We start from the raw sequence: 19,029 nt of genomic DNA on the forward strand, positions 1-19,029 counted from the left end.
CGGTTCTGCGGCAACGGTCGTGGTGCTTCTGCTCGTCGTCGGTGGGCTGTGGGCGTACGTGTTCGCCGAGCAGGGTGGCGCCGACGCGACCGTGACGCCCGCGACATCGTCGTCCTCCCCTTCGTCCGAGTCCTCCCCGGGCGCCTCCGCGCCTGTCGAACAGACGTGGTCGATGGGTGACGCCCGCGATGCACTCGCCCTGGAGGACTCCAAGGTGCTCGTGCTGGGCGACTCGACCGGCAACGGCAAGGACGAGTGGACCAGCCTGTGGGCCCAGTCGATGGAGACACCGGTGGCGCGCTGGGACACCGACACCGAGTCGGGGTATCTCGGTGAGAGCGCCCGGACGCGCGTCTGGTCAGGTGCGATGTTCAAGGCCACCGCCGACTACCCGGCCGAGCACGAGGAGATCTGGCCCGCTCAGGACCCGGACCTCGTGCTGCTGAGCTACGGGCACTTCCACGAGTCCGGCGAGGAGGCCACCGCTGCACTCGAGGAGCTGCGCACCGACCTCGCCAAGCGCTACCCCGACGCCCCGATCGTCGTCGTGCTCCAGAACCCCGAGGTCGACGACGCCAACGCGGACACGCGGACCGCGATCGGCGACTGGGCTGAGCGCGCTGGTCTGCCGACGATCGACGTGGCCAAGGAGTTCGAGGGGGCTGAGTCGCCGGATGGACTGCTCGCGGACGACATCAACCCCTCGCCCGAGGGTTCGCAGCTGTGGGCCGAGACCGTGGAGCTGGCGCTGGTGGGGTGAGGCTCCCCTTCGAGACGCTCGCTGCGCGAGCTCCTCAGGGAGCGAGGGGTGGCCAGTCGCTCAGGAACGTGTAGGCGGCGAGCACCGGATGCAGGCCACGCGGGGGATGTGGTTCTGTATGTGGCGTCTGGTTACTCCTGTGGCCGGTGTTGCTCGTGAAGGAGGAGGCACATGATCGAGGTCGCGGAGCGCGCGTCCCTCTGGTGGTGCTCACGTTGCTACCAGGTCAACGGAGTTGCGTCCTTGGCTCCCGCCCCCATCTTCGAGGGCTACCACTCGTGCCCGTGGTGTCCAGGCGTGTGCCTGGTGCTGCCGGCCCGGTTTCGTGAGTATGCGAGGTCGGCCTTGGTCGTCCTTGCCTGGGACGAGCGCACCGACCCTGCTCCGCTGGTCGAGCTGGGCCGCGTCATCGGGTACGCACGTACTCAGCACGCCAGCCGGTCAGCGGCGAGCCGGGTGGCTGCTGTGGTCGACGCCGAGCCGGGGCTGCGGGATCTGCTGGTGAGCGCTCAGGGGTGTGGCGAGCTCGACGACGCCCTGCTCACCCTGTGGATCGTGGTCGGCGAGCTGCGCATCGCCGCCCAGGATCCGTCCGTCATCGAGATCGCCGGGACAGGCGATGGCCGCGACCGGCTGGGGTCGCTGTTTCGGGTGGTCTTCGGGGCCGGGTGAGGGTGGGGGCGTCCCTTCGAGACGCTCGCTTCAGCTCCTCAGGGAGGGGTGAAGGGGTGGGCGAGTTCCTCGGAAGACGGGGATGGGTCAGGAGAGCAGGTCGAGTAGGTACTGCCCGTATCCGCTCTTGACGAGCGGCTCTGCGCGCTCACGCAGTCCGTCGTCATCGATATAGCCCATTCGCCATGCAACTTCTTCGGGCGCTCCGATCTTGGTGTCCTGCCGGTTCTCCAAGGTACGGACGAAATTGCTCGCGTCATTCAGCGAATCGAACGTGCCAGTGTCCAGCCATGCCGTGCCTCTTGGGAGTACCTGGACCTGCAGCTTGCCGTCATCGAGGTAGGAGCCGTTGAGGTCGGTGATCTCAAGCTCGCCCCGCGCGGAGGGTTGAACCTGTTTTGCCCGCTCCACCACTGTGTCGTCGTAGAAGTAGAGGCCGGGCACGGCGAACCGACTCCTCGGGGCCTTGGGCTTCTCCTCGAGCGACAGGACCCGCCCATCAGCATCGAACTCGACGATGCCGTAGGCGCGCGGGTCGGCGACTTGGTATCCGAAGACGGCTGCCCCGTCGATGTCAGCGAAGCGTCGGAGCTGGGTGCCCAGACTCGGGCCGTAGAAGATGTTGTCACCGAGAACGAGCGCGGCTGGCCCACCTGCGAGGTGCTCTTCGCCGATGATGAAGGCCTGGGCCAATCCATCTGGGCTCTTTTGTTGAGCGAAGGTGATGGAGATCCCAAACTGAGACCCGTTGCCAAGCAGGTTCTGGAACTGCGGCGCGTCATGGGGTGTCGTGATGACCAAGATGTCGCGGAGGCCGGCGAGCATAAGGGTGGTTAGCGGGTAGTAGATCATCGGCTTGTCGTACACGGGGACCAGTTGTTTCGAGATGCCCAAAGTGATCGGGTGCAGCCGGGATCCAGTTCCCCCGGCGAGAATGATGCCGCGCATGCGAGCCACCATATGGGACTGGTTAGCCTCGCTGCACGGACCTGTCCGTCGAGCAGGCCCCAGTCCCTGGCCTTCTCGTGGTGCGCACCGCGGTGCACCGCGATCCTCGGGGGTGATTCGAGGAGGCGTGGCAGCGGGCGAAGATGGTCGCGGCGGGGTTGCCGGACTTCGGGCCTGCCGTCCGGCTCAGTGCCGTCGTCGCAGCTCGCGGATCACGGCGCGCTGCTCGGCGAGCAGGTGACCGACCTGGCCGGCGCCGTCCGCGCGGTCCTGCAGCCGCGCGAGGTTGAGCTGGTCCTCGGTGCGGGCGAGCCGCGCGATCAGCTCCCGCACGGTGAGGGAGTCCAGCGGTGTCGCGGGCGTGCCGATGTCCCGCGTGGCGTGCCGGTCCGCGCCACGGGCCGGCGGGAAGGGGAGCGCTCGGGTGTCCACATCCGTGTCCTTCCAGGGGGTGTCAGGGCTGTCGTGCTCGGGTGAGCTCCTCGTTCAGGTCGTCGATCTCGTCCTGCAGCTCGATGACCATCGCGACGCCGGCGGTGTTGAGCCCGGCGTCCAGGAGCGCGTCGATGCGGCGCAGGCGCGTCAGGTCGTCGTCGCTGTAGCGCCGGGTGCCTCCGGGCGTGCGGTCGGGGCTCAGCAGCCCCTGCGTCTCGTACCAGCGCAGCTGCTGCGAGCCCATCCCCACCAGGTCCGCCGCCACCGAGATCCCGTACACCCCACGTGTCGGATCAGCCGCCGTCATCTCGCTCCTCGGGTCTTGTGTGTCTTGCTCGATCTTGCTATAAAAAATCTATCACCGCCACCACAGATCAGGTGGTGGCCCAGCACGAGGGAAGGAGTTGGACACGATGGCACAGATGCTGATGCGCACCGATCCGTTCCGGGAGCTCGACCGCGTCACTCAGCAGCTGTTTCGCGGTGACGGGAGCCTGGCTCCCACGGCGATGCCCATGGATGCGTGGCGTGAGGGCGAGACCTTCATCGTCGAGTTCGACCTGCCCGGACTCGCCTCGCAGGACATCGACCTCGACGTCGAGCGCAATGTCGTCACCGTGACGGCCGAGCGGCCGGCGAGGAGCGGGGACCAGGAGATGATCGCGGCGGAGCGCCGCAGGGGGACCTTCAGCCGGCAGCTCGTCCTCGGCGACAACCTCGACACCCAGCACATCGAGGCCTCGTACGACGCCGGCGTGCTCACCCTGCGGATCCCGGTCGCCGAGCAGGCCAAGCCCCGCAAGATCGAGATCGCTGCCGGCCGTGGTGAGGGCCGGCAGGCGATCGACGCCTGAGCGAGGTGCGCCGTGCTCGCCGGCACGATCCCGCCGGACGACCTCACCGAGGCAGCCGTTGAGCGGTTCCTGGAGGTCCTCGGCGATGACGAGCTGCTGCTCCTGGAGCTCGACGCGGTCATCGACTCCGACCCTCCAGCCGAGACCGCCTGCGCCAGGGGTGGACGCGACCGCGATCGGGTGGCACTGACCCCCGAGGACGACGTCCCCGGACCGACGCTCCACCCGCCGCCCATCGAGCCCTGGGCTCGGGAGCGCTCACCTCCGCGCAGCTGAGGCCGGTCTGCCGGAGGCCGCCGCCCCGCCCCCGTCCTTCACCCTGCCCACGCCGGTCGGCACGACGGCGTCCCGGGTCACGACGACACCACGGTCGAAGGGGGCCGGGCCCGGCCTTCGGCAGACCGCGCCGATAGCCTGTGCCCATGGACGTGTCCGTCGAGCAGACCCCAATCGCTGGCCTTCTCGTGGTGCGCACCCCGGTGCACCGCGATCCTCGGGGGTGGTTCGAGGAGACGTGGCAGCGGGCGAAGATGGTCGCGGCGGGGCTGCCGGACTTCGGGCCGGTCCAGCACAACATCAGCCACAACGACGCGCGGGGCGCGACCCGCGGCATCCACGCGGAGCCGTGGGACAAGTACGTCACGGTCGTCCACGGGCGGATCTTCGGTGCGTGGGTGGACCTGCGCGCGGGGGAGGGCTTCGGGACGAGCTTCACCCTCGAGGTCGAGCCGGGCACGGCGGTCTTCGTGCCGCGTGGCGTCGGCAACTCCTACCAGGCGCTCGCCGACGAGACCGTCTACAGCTATCTCGTCAACGCCCACTGGCGCCCCGGCCTGACCTATCCAGCGCTCGCGCTGGACGACCCGAGCGTCGCGATCGACTGGCCGATCCCGTTGTCGCAGAGCGAGATCAGCGACAAGGACCGGGCGAACCCGCAGCTGGGGGAGATCACCCCCTTCGCCCCGAGGCCGGCGCTCGTCCTCGGCGGCACCGGGCAGATCGGCCGGGCCCTGCGCGCGCTCCTGCCCGACGCGGTCGCGCCGACGCGCGCCGAGCTCGACCTCACCGACCCCGCCGCGCTCGACGACTACGACCTCACCCGGCACGACCTCGTGATCAACGCCGCCGCGATGACCGCCGTCGACGACGCCGAGACTCCCGAGGGCTCCCGGCTCGCCTGGCGCCTGAACGCGCAGCTGCCGGCGCAGCTGGCCCGGTGCGCGGTGAGTGACGGCTTCACGCTCGTGCACTACTCCTCGGACTACGTCTTCGACGGGCAGGTCGAGACACACGACGAGGGCGAGGCGCTCGCCCCGCTCGGCGAGTACGGCCGCACCAAGGCCGCCGGTGACCTCGCCGTCGCCGTCGCGCCGCGGCACTACCTGCTGCGCACGTCGTGGGTCGTGGGGGAGGGTGGCAACTTCGTGCGGACCATGGCCCGACTCGCCGACGAAGGGAGGTCCCCCTCCGTCGTCGACGACCAGACCGGGAGGCTGGCCTTCGCGGACGAGATCGCCGCGGCGACGCTGCACCTGGTGGCGCGCTCGGCCCCCTTCGGCACGTACAACGTCACGCAGGACGGGCCCCCGCTCACCTGGGCCGGGATCGCGCGGGAGGTCTTCGCGCTGCGCGGCCGCGCCCGAGAGAACGTCGTGGCGGTGACGACGGCCGAGTACGTCGCCGGGCGGACGATGGCGCCGCGGCCGACGCACTCGACGCTGGCGCTCGACAAGCTGCGGGCGGCCGGGTACGAGCCGGTCGACCAAATGGATGCGCTGCGGCGCTACGTGGAGGGGATCTGACATGCGCGTACTCGTCACCGGGGGAGCCGGGTTCATCGGGAGCAACTTCGTCCACCAGACCCTGGCGACGCGGCCGGACGCTGAGGTGACGGTGCTCGACGCGCTGACCTACGCGGGCCACCCGGCCTCGCTCGAGGGGACCGGCGTGCGGCTCGTCGAGGGCAGCGTCGGTGACGGCGAGCTCGTCGACGCGCTGGTGCGGGAGTCGGATGTCGTCGTGCACTTCGCCGCGGAGTCGCACAACGACAACTCGCTGGCCTCGCCGGGGATCTTCGTCGAGACCAATGTCATGGGCACCTACCAGCTGCTCGAGGCCGTGCGCCGCCACGACGTGCGCTACCACCACATCTCCACCGACGAGGTCTACGGCGACCTCGAGCTCGATGCGCCGGAGCGGTTCACCGAGGAGACCCCGTACAACCCGTCCAGTCCCTACTCGTCGACGAAGGGGGCGTCCGACCTGCTGGTGCGGGCGTGGGTGCGGTCTTTCGGTGTGGCCGCGACGATCTCCAACTGCTCCAACAACTACGGACCGCGCCAGCACGTGGAGAAGTTCATCCCGCGCCAGGTCACCGAGATCATCGACGGGCGCCGTCCGCGGCTCTACGGTGACGGGCTCAACGTGCGCGACTGGATCCACGTCGACGACCACAACAGCGCGGTGTGGACGATCATCGACCGCGGCCGGCTGGGGGAGACCTACCTCATCGGCGCCGACGGCGAGGTCGACAACCGTCGGGTCGTGGAGGCCGTGCTGCGGCTGATGGGGCGGTCCGCGGACGACTTCGACCACGTGACCGACCGGCCGGGCCACGACCGGCGCTACGCCATCGACGCCTCGCGGCTGCGGTCCGAGCTCGGGTGGGAGCCAGCGTACGGGGACTTCGAGGCCGGGCTGGCGGCGACGATCGAGTGGTACCGGGACAACGAGGCGTGGTGGCGGCCGCAGAAGGCCGCCGCCGAGGAGAGGTACTTGGCGACCGAGCGGGTGCTGGGCGCCTGAGCCCTCGGCGTGGCGGTTGAGCCTCTGCTGCTGAGCGCCGAGTGGGGGTGTGCGGGGCGGAGGAGGACCTCTAGCCCAGCCACTCGCCCCAGCCGTGGTGCAGCACGAGCCAGGCGATGAGGCCGTAGCCGGCCTGGCCGGGGTGCGTGCCGTCCACGGAGGCGGCGAGGTCGGACTCCCACTGGTCGTGCCCGACGAGCGGGGTGAAGGTGTCGACGAAGGTCACGCCGCGGCGGTCGCAGACATCGCGCTGGGCCTCAACGACGTGCCGCAGCGCGTCGTTGGTCTCGGGGTCGGCGGACGGCGGGGGACCGACGACGAAGGTCGCGACGCCCTGGCTCGAGGCCTCGTCGAGGATGTTGGCCAGGTTGAGCCGCAGCCGGGCGATCGAGGTGCCCGCCTGCACGTCGGCGTGACCGACCTGCACGACGAGCCGACGCTCGGTGACGCCGTCGAAGCGACGCACGCCCTCCGTGAGCCACCGCTCGGCGACCCCACCGGCGGTCTCGCCGCGCACACCGAGGTTGTACTGCGCGACGACGGCCTCGGGGACCGAGGTGCGGGCCATGACCCGACCGGTCCAGCCGAGGGCCTTGTCGTCACCGACACCGGCGACGAAGCTGTCGCCGATGAAGACCAGCGCGATCTCCCGTCGTCCGTCCTCCGTGGTGAAGGTGGCGCTCGGGGTGAACTCGTTGCCGGCAGCGTCGGTCATCGGGTGGCCGCTCACGTCGGGGGTGCTCCTGGGGTCGGTACGGAAGTGGACTGGCCCCTGACGTTACTCGTCGTCGAGCTCATCGTCGTCGAGGCGTGCCAGCCACGACGCGAGTCTCTCGATCGGCGTCTCGAACTCGGGGTGGAGGTCGACGAAGGTGCGGAGCTGGTCACTCACCCACTCGAGAGTGACCTGCTCCTCACCACGCCGGTCCGCGAGCTCCTCGATCCCGCGGTCGGTGAAGTACATCAGCGATCGAAGGCGGTGCGGATGATCTCCGCCTGCTCCGCTGCGTGCTTCTTCGCCGTGCCGGCCGCCGGGGAGGCGCTCGCCGGGCGGGTGACCGCACGCAGGGTGCGGGTCTCGCCGTGGGCGGCGAGGTCACCCGGCAGGTTCATGGCGAGGAAGGGCCATGCACCCTGGTTCTGCGGCTCCTCCTGCACGAGCACGAGCTCGGCATTCGGGTAGTGCTTCAGCTCGGCCGCGAGCTCCTCGCCCGGCAGCGGGTAGAAGCGCTCGAGGTGCAGGATCGCGGTGGTCTCGTCGCCCCGCTTCTTGCGCTCGGCCTCGAGGTCCCACGTCACCTTGCCGGCGGCGATGAGCACGCGGGTGACCTGGTCCCCCTTCGGCTGGACCAGGTCCGGCAGGACCGCGCGGAAGGTGCCCGTCGTGAAGTCCTCCGGCTGGCTGCTCGCGGCCTTGAGGCGCAGCATCGACTTCGGCGTGAAGACGATGAGCGGACGACGCGGACGGTGGTAGGCCTGACGACGCAGCAGGTGGAAGTAGCTCGCCGGCGTCGACGGGAAGGCCACGGTCATGTTGTTCTGCGCGCACAGAGCGAGGAAGCGCTCGATGCGGGCGGACGAGTGGTCCGGCCCCTGGCCCTCGTAGCCGTGCGGCAGGAGGAGGACGACCGAGGAGTTCTGGCCCCACTTCTGCTCCGAGGAGGAGATGAACTCGTCGATGATCGTGGCCGCGCCGTTGACGAAGTCACCGAACTGGGCCTCCCACAGCACGAGCGCGTCGGGACGCTCGACGGAGTAGCCGTACTCGAAGCCGAGGGCCGCGAACTCCGACAGCAGCGAGTCGTACACCCAGAAGCGGGCCTGGTCGCCACCGAGGTAGTTCAGCGGCGTCCACTCCTCACCGGTGTTCTTGTCGATGAGGACGGCGTGACGCTGCACGAAGGTGCCGCGACGCGAGTCCTGACCGGCCAGACGCACCGGGGTGCCGTCCATGAGGAGCGAGCCGTAGGCGATCATCTCGCCGGTGCCCCAGTCGATCCCGCCCTCGCTGACCGAGGCGGCGCGCTTCTGCATCGCCTGCTGCAGCTTCGGGTGGATCGTGAAGTCGGCCGGGGGGGAGTCGAAGACGTCACCGATGTGCTTGAGGTCGGTCTCCGAGATCGCCGTGTCGACCGCCGAGTGCTTCGTGCGGTCGCTCGTCTGCGCCGCAGGGCGCTCGAGGCCGGCGTTGTCGGGGGCGTCGCTCGACCCGGGCCCGGCCTTGTCGGCGGGGGAGTCGGGACCCCGCTTGAGGGCCTCCTTGGTCTCGACGAAGACCCGCTCGAGCTGGGCCTGGTAGTCGCGCAGCGCGGCGTCGGCCTCCTCCGGCGTGATGTCCTTGCGGCCGATGAGGTTCTCCGTGTACAGCTTGCGGACCGAGCGCTTGGACTCGATGAGCTTGTACATGAGCGGCTGGGTCATCGACGGGTCGTCGCCCTCGTTGTGGCCGCGGCGGCGGTAGCACACGACGTCGATGACGACGTCCTTGTGGAACTTCTGGCGGAACTCGAAGGCGAGCTCGGCGACCCGCACGCAGGCCTCCGGGTCGTCACCGTTGACGTGGAAGATCGGCGCCTGGATCATCCGCGCGACGTCGGTCGAGTAGACCGAGGAGCGGCTCGCCGACGGCGAGGTGGTGAAGCCGACCTGGTTGTTGACGACGACGTGGATCGTGCCGCCGGTGCGGTAGCCGCGCAGCTGGCTCTGCTGCAGGGTCTCCGCGACGACGCCCTGCCCGGCGAAGGCCGCGTCGCCGTGCATGAGGATCGGCAGCACGGGGAAGTCCTCGCCGCCGTGGTTGAGCCGGTCCTGCTTGGCGCGCACGATGCCCTCGAGCACCGGGTTGACCGCCTCGAGGTGGCTCGGGTTGGCCGCGAGGTAGACCTTGGTCGTCTCGCCGTCCTCGCCGGTGAACTCGCCCTCGGTGCCGAGGTGGTACTTGACGTCGCCGGAGCCCTGGACGGACCTGGGGTCGAGCTGCCCCTCGAACTCGCGGAAGATCTGCCCGTAGGACTTGCCGGCGATGTTGGCCAGCACGTTGAGGCGACCGCGGTGCGGCATGCCGATGCAGACCTCGTCCAGGCCCTCGCTCGCGGCGCGGGTGAGGATGCGGTCGAGCACCGCGATGACGGACTCGCCGCCCTCGAGGGAGAAGCGCTTCTGCCCGACGAACTTCGTCTGCAGGAAGGTCTCGAAGGCCTCGGCAGCGTTGAGGCGGCGCAGGATCCGCAGCTGCTCGTCGCTCGTGGTCTTGGCGTAGCCGACCTCGACGCGCTCCTGCATCCAGCGACGCTGGTCGGGGTCCTGGATGTGCATGTACTCGATGCCCGTGGTGCGGCAGTAGGAGTCCCGCAGGATGCCCAAGATGTGGCGCAGCTTGAGGAAGGGCTCGCCGCCGAAGCCGCCGGTGGCGAAGTGGCGGTCGAGGTCCCACAGCGTCAGGCCGTGGCTCGTGATGTCGAGGTCCTCGTGGCGACGCTGCTTGTACTCCAGCGGGTCGATGTCGGCCATGAGGTGGCCGCGGACCCGGTAGGAGTGGATGAGCTCCTGCACACGAGCGACCTTGTTGATGTCGTCGTCGTGGGTCGTGGAGATGTCCTGGACCCAGCGCACCGGCTCGTAGGGGATGCGCAGGCTGGCGAAGATCTCGTCGTAGAAGTCCTCCGCGCCGAGGAGCAGCTGGTGGACGACCCGCAGGAACTCACCGGACTGCGCGCCCTGGATGATGCGGTGGTCGTACGTCGAGGTGAGCGTCACCAGCTTGGAGACCGCGTTGCGGTTGAGCGTCTCGGTGCTCGCGCCCTGCCACTCGGCCGGGTAGTCGAGGGCGCCGACGCCGATGATGGCGCCCTGGCCCTTCATGAGGCGGGGGATCGAGTGGACCGTGCCGATGCCGCCGGGGTTGGTCAGCGACATCGTCGTGCCCTGGAAGTCCTCGACGGCCAGCTTGCCGTCGCGGGCCTTCTTGACGACGGCCTCGTAGGCCCGCCAGAAGCCGGTGAAGTCCATCGTCTCCGCGGGCTTGACCGCGGGGACCATGAGCTGGCGGGAGCCGTCGTCCTTCTGCAGGTCGATGGCGATGCCCAGGCCGATGTGCGCGGGCTGGACGACGACGGGCTTGCCCTTCTCGTTCGTCGTGTAGCCGACGTTCATCTCCGGCATCATCCGCAGCGCCTTGATGAGCGCGTAGCCGATGAGGTGGGTGAAGGAGACCTTGCCGCCACGGCTGCGCCCGAGGTGGTTGTTGATGACGATGCGGTTGTCGATGAGCAGCTTCGCGGGGATCGCGCGCACGCTCGTCGCGACCGGGACCTCGAGCGAGGCCTCCATGTTGGTGACGACCCGGGCGGCAGCGCCACGAAGGGGGGTGTGCACGTCCTCGGCGACCGGCGCCTCCGACTTCGCGGGCTTCTGCTCCTCGCGAGGGGTGGGCTCGGCCTTCTTCGTCTCGGCCTTCTTCGTCTCGGCCTTGGCCGGGGCGGCCTTGGCGGGCTCGGCCTGCTTGGCCTCAGCCTTCTTGGGCTCGGCCTTGGCGGCGGGCGCGCTCGCGGCGGGGGCATCCCCCTTCGCCGTGGTGCCGTTGGAGCTCCCGCCAGCCTGTCCCGGCGTGTAGTTCTCGAAGAACTCCCACCACGCCTTGTCTACGCTGTTCCGATCCTGCGTGAACTGCTGGTAGAGCTCGTCCACCAGCCACTCGTTGGGGCCGAAGTCGTCCATGGACACGGAGCCATCCTGGGGGTCAGGCACGGCGCATACGCCTCTTTCGTCACAGTCGCGATCAGGGCCCGAAGTCAGCGCGGACCCACCGGGTCAGCCTAACGTGACGAACACCATGCCCGGCCACCGGGCACACCAGACGAGACTCGGGCGATGGCCGCGATCCGCGAGGGATACGAGCCACCACCCGAGTCTCGCTCAGGGCGAAGGGGGAACCCCCTCAGCTGATGTCCTTGCGGTTGCTCAGGAACGAGCCGACGACCGTGAGTGCGGCCGCGTACCCGATGAGGATGAGCGCGCACACCCACCAGGTGAAGTACGGGCTCTCCGCGCCTGCGGTCATCGTGCCGTTGGTCGGGTCGCCCGTGACGAGCATCCCCGTCGTGAGGTTGCCCGGGATGAACTTGCTCGCGGTGGTCCACCCCAGCAGGCCGAAGGCGATGTTGAGGATCAGCTGGCCGAGGAAGCCGAAGGCCACCGCGAGCAGCACGGCCGCGATCTGGTTGCGCACGAGCATGCCGAAGCCGAAGCCGATGAGCGTCCAGACGATCGTCGCGACGACCGAGGTGCCGAGCGAGGAGAGCACCTCGCTGTTGCCGAGGAGCAGGGGAGCGCCGTCCTTGAAGAGGGTCAGCACGAGCGCGCCGCCGCCGACCGAGGCGATGACGTGGACGAGCCCGAGGACGGCACCGACGACCACGACCGCGAGGGTCTTGGCCACGGCGACGACCCACCGGCGCGGGGTGGCCAGGTAGGTCGCGGTCGCGGTCTTGTGCCGGTACTCCGTCGTGATGAGCAGGACACCGAGCGCCAGCGGGAAGAGCGCCGAGAGGCTGCCGAAGTTCCCCAGCAGGCCGGCGGTGTAGATCATCTGGCCCAGCGCCGGGGTCATCTCGTCGAAGCCGGCGCTGGAGCCGTCCGGGTTGGTCAGGCCGAGGAAGGAGGCGCCGGCCATCGACAGGAGGAAGGCGGCGACCGCCATCCCGATGCCCATGCCCCACCAGAGCTTGGTCGTGAAGATCTTGCGGATCTCGGAGGTGATGGAACCCCACATCAGCCGTTCACCCCTTCCTTGCCCTCGATCGTGGCGGCCGTGACCGGGGCGGAGGGCCCCCCGGTGGCGAGATTGCGGTTGGTGCCCTCGGTGAGGGAGAAGAACAGTTGCTCGAGGTCGGCGCCGAGGGAGCGCAGCTCGTGCACCGGGACGCCGGCGCGCAGCGCGACGTCGCCGATGAGGCGCAGGTCCTCGGTCTGGGCGATGATGCAGCCGTCCTCCTGGCGGGAGGCGACGACGTCGGCGACCCGAAGGGCGCCGAGCAGGGAATCGGGGTCGGTCGTGCGCACGAGGGTGGTCGCGCCGCCACGCAGGTCGTCGACCGTGCCCTCCTTCACGAGCTTGCCGTTGGCGAGGATGACGACGTCGTCGACGGTCTGCTCGATCTCCTGCAGCATGTGGCTGGAGATGAGGATCGTGCGCCCCTCGACGTCGGCGAGGTGGCGCAGGAACCCCCGCAGCCACCGGATGCCCTCGGGGTCGAGACCGTTGGCCGGCTCGTCGAGGACGAGCAGCCGGGGGTCGCCGAGCAGGGCCGCGGCCAGCCCGAGGCGTTGGCGCATGCCCATGCTGTAGCCGCCCGCGTTCTTGCGGGCGGCGGCCGGGATGCCGGTGAGCTCGAGGAGCTCGTCGACACGGCTGTTCGGCGCGCCGATCGTCGCGGCGAGCACCCGCAGGTGGTCGCGGCCCGAGCGGCCGGGGTGGAAGTTGGTCGCCTCCAGCGCGGCACCGACGACCCGCAGCGGCTGGTCGAGCTCGCGGTAGGTCTTGCCGTCGATGGTCGCCGTGCCGTGGTTCTGGCGCACGAGGCCGAGCAGCATGCGCAGGGTCGTCGTCTTGCCGGCGCCGTTCGGGCCGAGGAAGCCGGTGACCCGGCCAGGCTCGACCGAGAAGGTCAGGTCGTCGACAGCGGTGAAGCTGCCGAACCTCTTGGTCAGGTTGCGCACCTCTACGCGCGCGCCCTCTTTCGTCATGGGGTCCCCTTCGTCTGGAAATGCTGGCCCCATGCAACCACGCGGGCCGTGGTGCCCCCCAATAGGTTTCGTCCGCGTCCCCTCCCCACCGCTCCCTGAGGAGGTCCACCCCACCGCTTCCTGAGGAGGTCGCGCAGCGACCGTCTCGAAGGGGGGCGCCCCACCGCACTCTCCATCCACCGCTCCCTGAGGAGGTCGCGCAGCGACCGTCTCGAAGGGGGCGCCGCCGCGCACTCTCCACCCACCGCTCCCTGAGGAGGTCCCACCCCACCGCTCCCTGAGGAGGTCGCGCAGCGACCGTCTCGAAGGGGGCGCCGCCGCCGACAACTGTGGATAACTCCCTTCGTCCCCTCGCCGACCCTGCTGGGATCGAGCGATGGCACACGTCTACATGCTCAGGTGCGCCGACGGGAGCTACTACGTCGGCAGCACGCACCACCTGGAGTCGCGCCTGCGCCAGCACAGCGCAGGCAGGGGAGCGCAGTACACGAGTACCCGCACACCCGTGGAGCTCGTCTGGTCGCTGGAGACCGAGCGCGTCGTCGAGGCGTATGCGCTGGAGCGGAAGCTGCACGGCTGGTCGCGCGCGAAGAAGGAGGCGCTCATCCGGGGGGACTTCGGCGCGATCCAGGCGGCGGCCAGGCGGCGGAGCTGAGGACGGCGCCCCCTTCGAGACGGTCGCTGCGCGACCTCCTCAGGGAGCGGTGGGGCGGGCGCCCCCTTCGAGACGGTCGCTGCGCGACCTCCTCAGGGAGCGGTGGGTGGAGCGTGCGCGGGGCCGGCGCCCCCTTCGAGACGGTCGCTGCGCGACCTCCTCAGGGAGCGGTGGGGCGGGGAGCCTCAGGGAGCGGTGGGGGACGCCCCGTAGAATCCGACGGACCATGACCATCGGTCTCTTAGTCCTCGCCCTCGTCCTGACCCTCGGTACCGCCCTCTTCGTCGCCGCCGAGTTCTCGCTCGTGGCCCTCGACCGCCCCTCCGTGCAGCGGGCCGTCGACCAGGGGGACGCCGGAGCCAAGCCGGTCCTCACCTCCCTTCGCACCCTCTCCACCCTGCTGTCCGCGTGCCAGATCGGCATCACGGTCACCACGCTCGCCCTCGGTTTCATCGCGAACCCGGCGATCGGCGCGCTCATCTCGCCCGGGCTGGAGGCGGCGGGCATGTCCGAGGCCGTCGCCGACTCCACGGCGTCCGGGCTCGCGCTGGTCATCGCCACCGCGTTCTCGATGATCCTCGGCGAGATGGTGCCCAAGACCCTCGCCGTCTCGGCACCGCTCGCCACGGCCAAGGTCGTCGCGCTGCCGATGCGCATCATCGGTGTGCTCTTCAGGCCGCTGATCTTCATCCTCAACGGCAGCGCCAACTGGGTGCTGCACCGCCTGGGCGTCGAGCCGCAGGAGGAGCTGTCCGCCGCCCGCAGCCCCGCCGAGCTCGCCTCGCTCGTGCGCACCTCCGTCGAGGCCGGCACGCTCGACTCCGGGACGGCGCGCCTGGTGACCCGCTCGCTCGGCTTCGGCGACCAGACCGCCGCCGACGTCATGACTCCGCGCAACCGTGCCACCTCGATCGACCGCACCGCCTCCGCCGAGGACCTCGTCGCGCTCGCGCGCAGCACGGGCCACTCGCGCTTCCCCGTCACGGGTGAGGACTGGGACGACGTCGACGGCGTCGTCCACGTCAAACGCGCCATCGCTGTGCCGCACGAGCGTCGCGCGTCCGTGCCGATCTCCGCGCTGATGATCGACGCCGTCGTCGTCCCCGAGACCCTGCGCCTGGACCCGCTGCTCATCCAGCTGCGCGACTCGGGTCTGCAGATGGGCGTCGTCGTCGACGAGTACGGCGGCACCGCGGGCGTGGTGACGCTCGAGGACCTCGTCGAGGAGATCGTCGGCGAGGTCAACGACGAGCACGACAAGGCGCAGACGACCGGCCGCGCGCTCGGCGACGGTGTCTGGACCGTGCCCGGCCTGTGGCGCCCCGACGAGGTGCGTGACCGCATCGGCGCGCCCGTGCCCGAAGGCTCGTCCTACGAGACCGTCGGCGGCTGGGTCATGGCCGAGCTGGGCCGGGTCCCCGAGGTCGGCGACGTCGTCGAGCTCGAGGGCTGGCAGGTCACGGTGGCCGACATGGACACCCGACGTGTGGACCGGTTGCGGTTCGTCGAGACGGACGCCACGAGCGACGAAGGGGGTGAGCCGGCATGACCACCGTGCTCATCACCGCGGCGCTCTTGCTGGCCAATGCCTTCTTCGTGGGCGCCGAGTTCGCCGCGATGTCCGCGCGGCGCTCGCAGCTCGAACCCCTCGCCGACGCCGGCAACAAGCGGGCGGCCATCGCCGTCGAGGCCCTGCAGCACACCGGCGTCCTGCTGGCCACCTGCCAGCTCGGCATCACCATCTGCTCGGTGCTCCTGGGTGCCATCTCCGAGGCGGCGCTGCACCACGCGCTGCACCCCGTCATGGAGCGCATCGGTGTGCCGGACGCCTTCACCGACGCGACCTCGCTCGTCCTGGCGATCCTCGTCGTCGTCTACCTGCACGTCGTGGTCGGCGAGATGGTCCCCAAGAACCTCGCGATCGCCGGCCCGGAGAAGTCGGCGACGATCCTCGTGCCCCCGCTCATGCAGGTCATGAAGGTCGCCAAGCCGATCATCCTCGCGATGGACTGGGTGTCCAAGGCCTTCGTCCGGGCGATGGGCATCGACCCCAAGGACGAGGTCGGTGCGGCCTTCACCGCCGAGGAGGTCCAGCACATCGTCACCGAGTCCCACCGGGAGGGGCTCGTCGAGACGGAGAAGTACGGGCTCGTCGGCGCCGCCCTCGAGTTCTCCGACAAGGACGCCGCCGACGTGGGCGTGCCGGTCGCCGACCTCGTGACCGTCCCGCGCGACGCCACCCCGGACGACATCGAGCGGCTCGTCGCCAAGCACGGCTTCTCGCGCTACCCGACGGTCGACGAAGGGGGAGAGCTCACCGGATACCTCCACCTCAAGGACGTCCTCTACGCCGACGAGACCGAGCGCAGCGAGCCGGTGCCCCGCAAGCGCCTGCGCCGCATGGCCACGGTCCGCCCGAGCGACGAGGTCGAGGACGTGCTCGCGACCATGCAGCGCACGGGCACCCACCTGGCCCGGGTCAGCGACGAGGAGGGTGTCGTCCTCGGTGTCGTCTTCCTCGAGGACGTCATCGAGGAGCTCGTGGGAGAGGTGACGGACTCCACGCAGCGGGGGTGACCCCCTTCGCCCGCGGACCGTGGACCCACCCCCCACCCCGGTAGAGGGTCACGTCATGCACCAAGATCTCGGTTTTCGTGCATGACGTGACCCTCTGCGGGGCTGAGGGAAGGGGGGGATGTGGAGAACTCAGCGGCCGCACCCCGTGAGCTCGGCACCCTGTGGGGATGCCCAGACCCCTCGACCTGCCCGAGCCGTACACGGCCGGGACCTTCGCGGTGGCGGCCGCCACCCGTGACGGCGCCAAGATGAGCAGCCTGCGGGCGCTCCCCAACCCCTACCGCGGGGTGCGCAGCCACGTCCTGCCGACCACGCTGACGGAGCGGGCCGAGGCGCTGAGGCTCGTGCGCTCGGACGGGTTCGCGCTGTCGCACTGCTCGGCCGCGGTGCTGCACGGCCTGCCGGTGCCGCTGCAGTGCGGGCACGACGAGATCCACGTCATGAGCGCAGGGTCGCGGGTGCGCAGACCGGGACTGATCGGTCATCGCGGGCTCGAGCTGCGGGAGACCACCGAGGTCGGCGGACAGCGGGCCACCACCCTCGTCGACACCTGGCTCGACCTCGTCCCGCTCCTCACCCTCGACGAGCTGGTCGTCGCGGGGGACGCGGTGGCCCGACGACTCGAGTCGGTGGCGCCGCTGGTCGCGGGGTCGCCCCGGGCCAGGACCCACCGCCAACGGGTGCGTGAGGCCCTGCGCTGGGTCCGGGTCGGCTCGGCCTCGCCGATGGAGACGCGCTCGCGGGTCCTCTTCGTGCGTGGCGGGCTGCCGGAGCCGGAGCTCAATGTCCCGATCTTCGACGCCCGGGGCGGGTGGCTCGCCGAGGGTGACCTCGTGTGGCGCGAGGCCAGGACCGTGGGGGAGTACCAGGGGGCCGTCCACTTCCAGGGGTACCGGCGCGGCGACAAGGACCTCGTCCGCCGTCGCTCGCTCGAGGCGGAGGGCTGGGTGTACGTCGACTTCACCAAGGACGACTACTACCGCCGGGCCCGCCGCGTCCGGCTCGTCGAACGCATGGCTGCAGCCGTGGGGGTCCAGCCGACACGGGCGCAGCTGGCCGAGGTCGCGCGGGCGCCCGGGCTGTTGGGGCCCGCTCCCTCACGGTGCGCGACCGCCCGAGGTGGGTCACCTGATGCACCATGACCGAGGTTTTGCTGCACGACGTGACCCACCGCGCAGGACTTGACCGGAGCGGGCCAGATAGGGGGACAGCACCGGGGTCCTGCGTCCCCTGCGGATGGGCCCCCGGTGCTGCTCCCACCAGCATCCGTCGTCGCGGCCCGGCACGCATCTGCTCGAGGAGGCGAAGGGGGGCCAGGCGATTAGCACGACGTGACAGGGGCGGTGGGATTCGTCATCGCGGATAATCAGCGCACCCGGTCACCCGGCCGGTGGAGGGCGTGAGGGAGGCGCGAGGGGATGGGCCAGGTCGACGAGCGGGTGCAGGGCACCGGCGAGCTGCTCGATCTCGTGGGTCTGGTGGACCTGGGGGAGCTCACGAGTGTGCTCATCGAACGGGTCGGTGAGGAGCTCGGCATCCACCCGCTGCCGGCGCGCCACCAGTGGCCCGGCGACGTGCACGAGCTCGCCCGCCGGTTCCTGCAGTACGTGGCGCAGGGACAGGTCGCGCGGATCAGCGAGCCGGGCAGCATCTGGGTGGGCGTCGGCGCCGAGTGCGCCCGGGCCGGTCTGGACTTCGAGACCCTGGCCGCGGGCATCCGCCTGTCGACGCGCCTGACGCACGGCCACGTGCACCGCTCGCTGCTCGCCCAGGGCCCGGGCGTGGACCACGAGGCCCTGCTCGACCTCCTCGACCGCATCTTCGTCGGGGGCGAAGAGGTCGTCGCGGCCGCACGCGCCGGGTACGCGACCGCCGGCACCCCGCCGAGCGCGGAGGACGAGGCCGCCCGCCGGCTCGGGGGAGTGCTCCTCCACGGTGACGACGGCGCGCTCGTCCTGGCCCACGAGTGCGGGTGGGACGACGACGCGGTCGTGTGCGCGATCATCACCTCGCCCGAGTCCGCGGCGCAGATCCGCCGCGAGTCCGAGTGCCAGGTCGCCTACTACCCGCGCAGCCGCGACGTCGTGCTGCTCCACCCGGTGGCCGAGGACCAGCTGGCGACCACCCTTCGTCCCCTCCTGCGCGGGCACCGGTGCGCCGTCGGACCCGCCGTGCCGATGCTCGACGCGGCCGCCTCGCTCGACCTGGCCTTCCGGGCGCAGCAGCTGGGCCTGGGCTCGGCGGAGGCGACCTTCGCCGACGACCTGATGCTCGAGATCGCCTGCAGCGCCGACCAGGTCGTCTGCGACTCGCTGCGGCGGACCTACCTCAGCGAGCTCGACGACCTCCCGAGCGACCAGCGGGCCATGCTCCTGGCGACGCTCCTGTCATGGCTGCGGCACTGGGGCCATCGGCCGAGCGTCGCCGAGGCCCTCGGCGTGCACCCGCAGACCGTGAGCCACCGGATCAACCGGCTCAAGGACCTGCTCGCCGACGAGCTCGACGAGCCGCACGTGCGTGCCGAGCTGCTCGTCCTGCTGACCGCGATGTCCGTGAGCGAGGCCTGGCAGGTCCCCTGA

At 70.4% G+C, this 19,029-nt stretch carries 19 protein-coding genes; 11 read left to right on the plus strand and 8 right to left on the minus strand.

The window, feature by feature from the left end:
* Positions 1-19: 19 nt before the first annotated feature.
* Positions 20-760, plus strand: a complete 741-nt coding sequence (locus tag V3C34_RS07035; protein ID WP_346008403.1) for an SGNH/GDSL hydrolase family protein — start codon at positions 20-22, stop codon at positions 758-760.
* Between the two features lie 171 nt (positions 761-931).
* Positions 932-1,432 carry a hypothetical protein gene (locus V3C34_RS07040; protein ID WP_346008404.1) on the plus strand — a complete coding sequence of 167 codons (501 nt, stop codon included), beginning with the start codon at positions 932-934 and terminating at the stop codon, positions 1,430-1,432.
* Positions 1,433-1,519: 87 nt separating this feature from the next.
* Here V3C34_RS07040 and rfbA read toward each other — a convergent pair whose 3' ends face one another.
* The 3 genes from rfbA to V3C34_RS07055 form a co-directional block, all read right to left on the minus strand.
* Positions 1,520-2,380 (minus strand): glucose-1-phosphate thymidylyltransferase RfbA, encoded by an 861-nt coding sequence (rfbA, locus tag V3C34_RS07045; RefSeq protein WP_346008405.1) that lies wholly within the window; start codon positions 2,378-2,380, stop codon positions 1,520-1,522.
* Between the two features lie 186 nt (positions 2,381-2,566).
* Positions 2,567-2,812 carry a hypothetical protein gene (locus V3C34_RS07050; RefSeq protein ID WP_346008406.1) on the minus strand — a complete coding sequence of 82 codons (246 nt, stop codon included), beginning with the start codon at positions 2,810-2,812 and terminating at the stop codon, positions 2,567-2,569.
* A 22-nt stretch (positions 2,813-2,834) separates the two neighbouring features.
* A complete protein-coding gene (locus V3C34_RS07055) occupies positions 2,835-3,080 on the minus strand; it encodes a MerR family transcriptional regulator (RefSeq protein WP_346008407.1) in 246 nt (81 codons plus the stop codon).
* A gap of 157 nt (positions 3,081-3,237) precedes the next feature.
* On the opposite strand from V3C34_RS07055, the gene V3C34_RS07060 reads away from it, so the two are divergent.
* From V3C34_RS07060 to rfbB, 4 genes are all read left to right on the plus strand, one after another.
* Positions 3,238-3,669: an Hsp20/alpha crystallin family protein gene (locus V3C34_RS07060; RefSeq protein WP_068423186.1), complete on the plus strand. Its 432-nt coding sequence runs from the start codon at positions 3,238-3,240 to the stop codon at positions 3,667-3,669.
* Between the two features lie 12 nt (positions 3,670-3,681).
* Complete coding sequence (locus V3C34_RS07065) at positions 3,682-3,945, plus strand: hypothetical protein (protein WP_346008408.1); 264 nt, start codon at positions 3,682-3,684, stop codon at positions 3,943-3,945.
* 146 nt (positions 3,946-4,091) lie between these two features.
* On the plus strand, positions 4,092-5,471 hold the full coding sequence (locus V3C34_RS07070; RefSeq protein ID WP_346008409.1) for a bifunctional dTDP-4-dehydrorhamnose 3,5-epimerase family protein/NAD(P)-dependent oxidoreductase: 1,380 nt from the start codon (positions 4,092-4,094) through the stop codon (positions 5,469-5,471).
* Position 5,472: 1 nt separating this feature from the next.
* Complete coding sequence (gene rfbB / locus V3C34_RS07075) at positions 5,473-6,474, plus strand: dTDP-glucose 4,6-dehydratase (protein WP_346008410.1); 1,002 nt, start codon at positions 5,473-5,475, stop codon at positions 6,472-6,474.
* Positions 6,475-6,544: 70 nt separating this feature from the next.
* On the opposite strand, the gene V3C34_RS07080 is transcribed toward rfbB, so the two are convergent.
* The 5 genes from V3C34_RS07080 to V3C34_RS07100 form a co-directional block, all read right to left on the minus strand.
* On the minus strand, positions 6,545-7,204 hold the full coding sequence (locus tag V3C34_RS07080) for a GDSL-type esterase/lipase family protein (protein WP_346008411.1): 660 nt from the start codon (positions 7,202-7,204) through the stop codon (positions 6,545-6,547).
* Between the two features lie 48 nt (positions 7,205-7,252).
* Positions 7,253-7,438 (minus strand): DUF6104 family protein, encoded by a 186-nt coding sequence (locus V3C34_RS07085; protein ID WP_068325322.1) that lies wholly within the window; start codon positions 7,436-7,438, stop codon positions 7,253-7,255.
* The gene (locus V3C34_RS07090) at positions 7,438-11,190 is read right to left on the minus strand and encodes a multifunctional oxoglutarate decarboxylase/oxoglutarate dehydrogenase thiamine pyrophosphate-binding subunit/dihydrolipoyllysine-residue succinyltransferase subunit (RefSeq protein ID WP_346008551.1); all 3,753 of its coding nucleotides are present in this window, start codon (positions 11,188-11,190) and stop codon (positions 7,438-7,440) included. The genes V3C34_RS07085 and V3C34_RS07090 overlap by 1 nt, the downstream gene beginning before the upstream one ends.
* Before the next feature lie 220 nt (positions 11,191-11,410).
* Entirely contained in the window at positions 11,411-12,244 is an 834-nt protein-coding gene (locus V3C34_RS07095) for a hypothetical protein (RefSeq protein ID WP_346008412.1), read from the minus strand.
* Positions 12,244-13,218 (minus strand): ABC transporter ATP-binding protein, encoded by a 975-nt coding sequence (locus V3C34_RS07100; protein ID WP_346008413.1) that lies wholly within the window; start codon positions 13,216-13,218, stop codon positions 12,244-12,246. Before V3C34_RS07100 ends, V3C34_RS07095 begins: the two co-directional genes overlap by 1 nt.
* 376 nt (positions 13,219-13,594) lie before the next feature.
* Between V3C34_RS07100 and V3C34_RS07105 the strand changes: the two genes are divergently transcribed.
* The 5 genes from V3C34_RS07105 (at position 13,595) to V3C34_RS07125 (ending at position 19,029) form a co-directional block, all read left to right on the plus strand.
* Positions 13,595-13,873 (plus strand): GIY-YIG nuclease family protein, encoded by a 279-nt coding sequence (locus V3C34_RS07105; RefSeq protein ID WP_068325314.1) that lies wholly within the window; start codon positions 13,595-13,597, stop codon positions 13,871-13,873.
* A gap of 226 nt (positions 13,874-14,099) precedes the next feature.
* Positions 14,100-15,422, plus strand: coding sequence for a hemolysin family protein (locus V3C34_RS07110; RefSeq protein WP_346008414.1), 1,323 nt, complete (start codon positions 14,100-14,102; stop codon positions 15,420-15,422).
* Positions 15,419-16,450 (plus strand): hemolysin family protein, encoded by a 1,032-nt coding sequence (locus V3C34_RS07115; RefSeq protein WP_068422637.1) that lies wholly within the window; start codon positions 15,419-15,421, stop codon positions 16,448-16,450. Before V3C34_RS07110 ends, V3C34_RS07115 begins: the two co-directional genes overlap by 4 nt.
* 167 nt (positions 16,451-16,617) lie before the next feature.
* Positions 16,618-17,592, plus strand: a complete 975-nt coding sequence (locus V3C34_RS07120) for a hypothetical protein (protein WP_346008415.1) — start codon at positions 16,618-16,620, stop codon at positions 17,590-17,592.
* A 276-nt stretch (positions 17,593-17,868) separates the two neighbouring features.
* Entirely contained in the window at positions 17,869-19,029 is a 1,161-nt protein-coding gene (locus tag V3C34_RS07125) for a helix-turn-helix domain-containing protein (RefSeq protein WP_068422631.1), read from the plus strand.

The organism is Janibacter terrae (assembly GCF_039636765.1).
GTDB lineage: Bacteria > Actinomycetota > Actinomycetes > Actinomycetales > Dermatophilaceae > Janibacter > Janibacter terrae.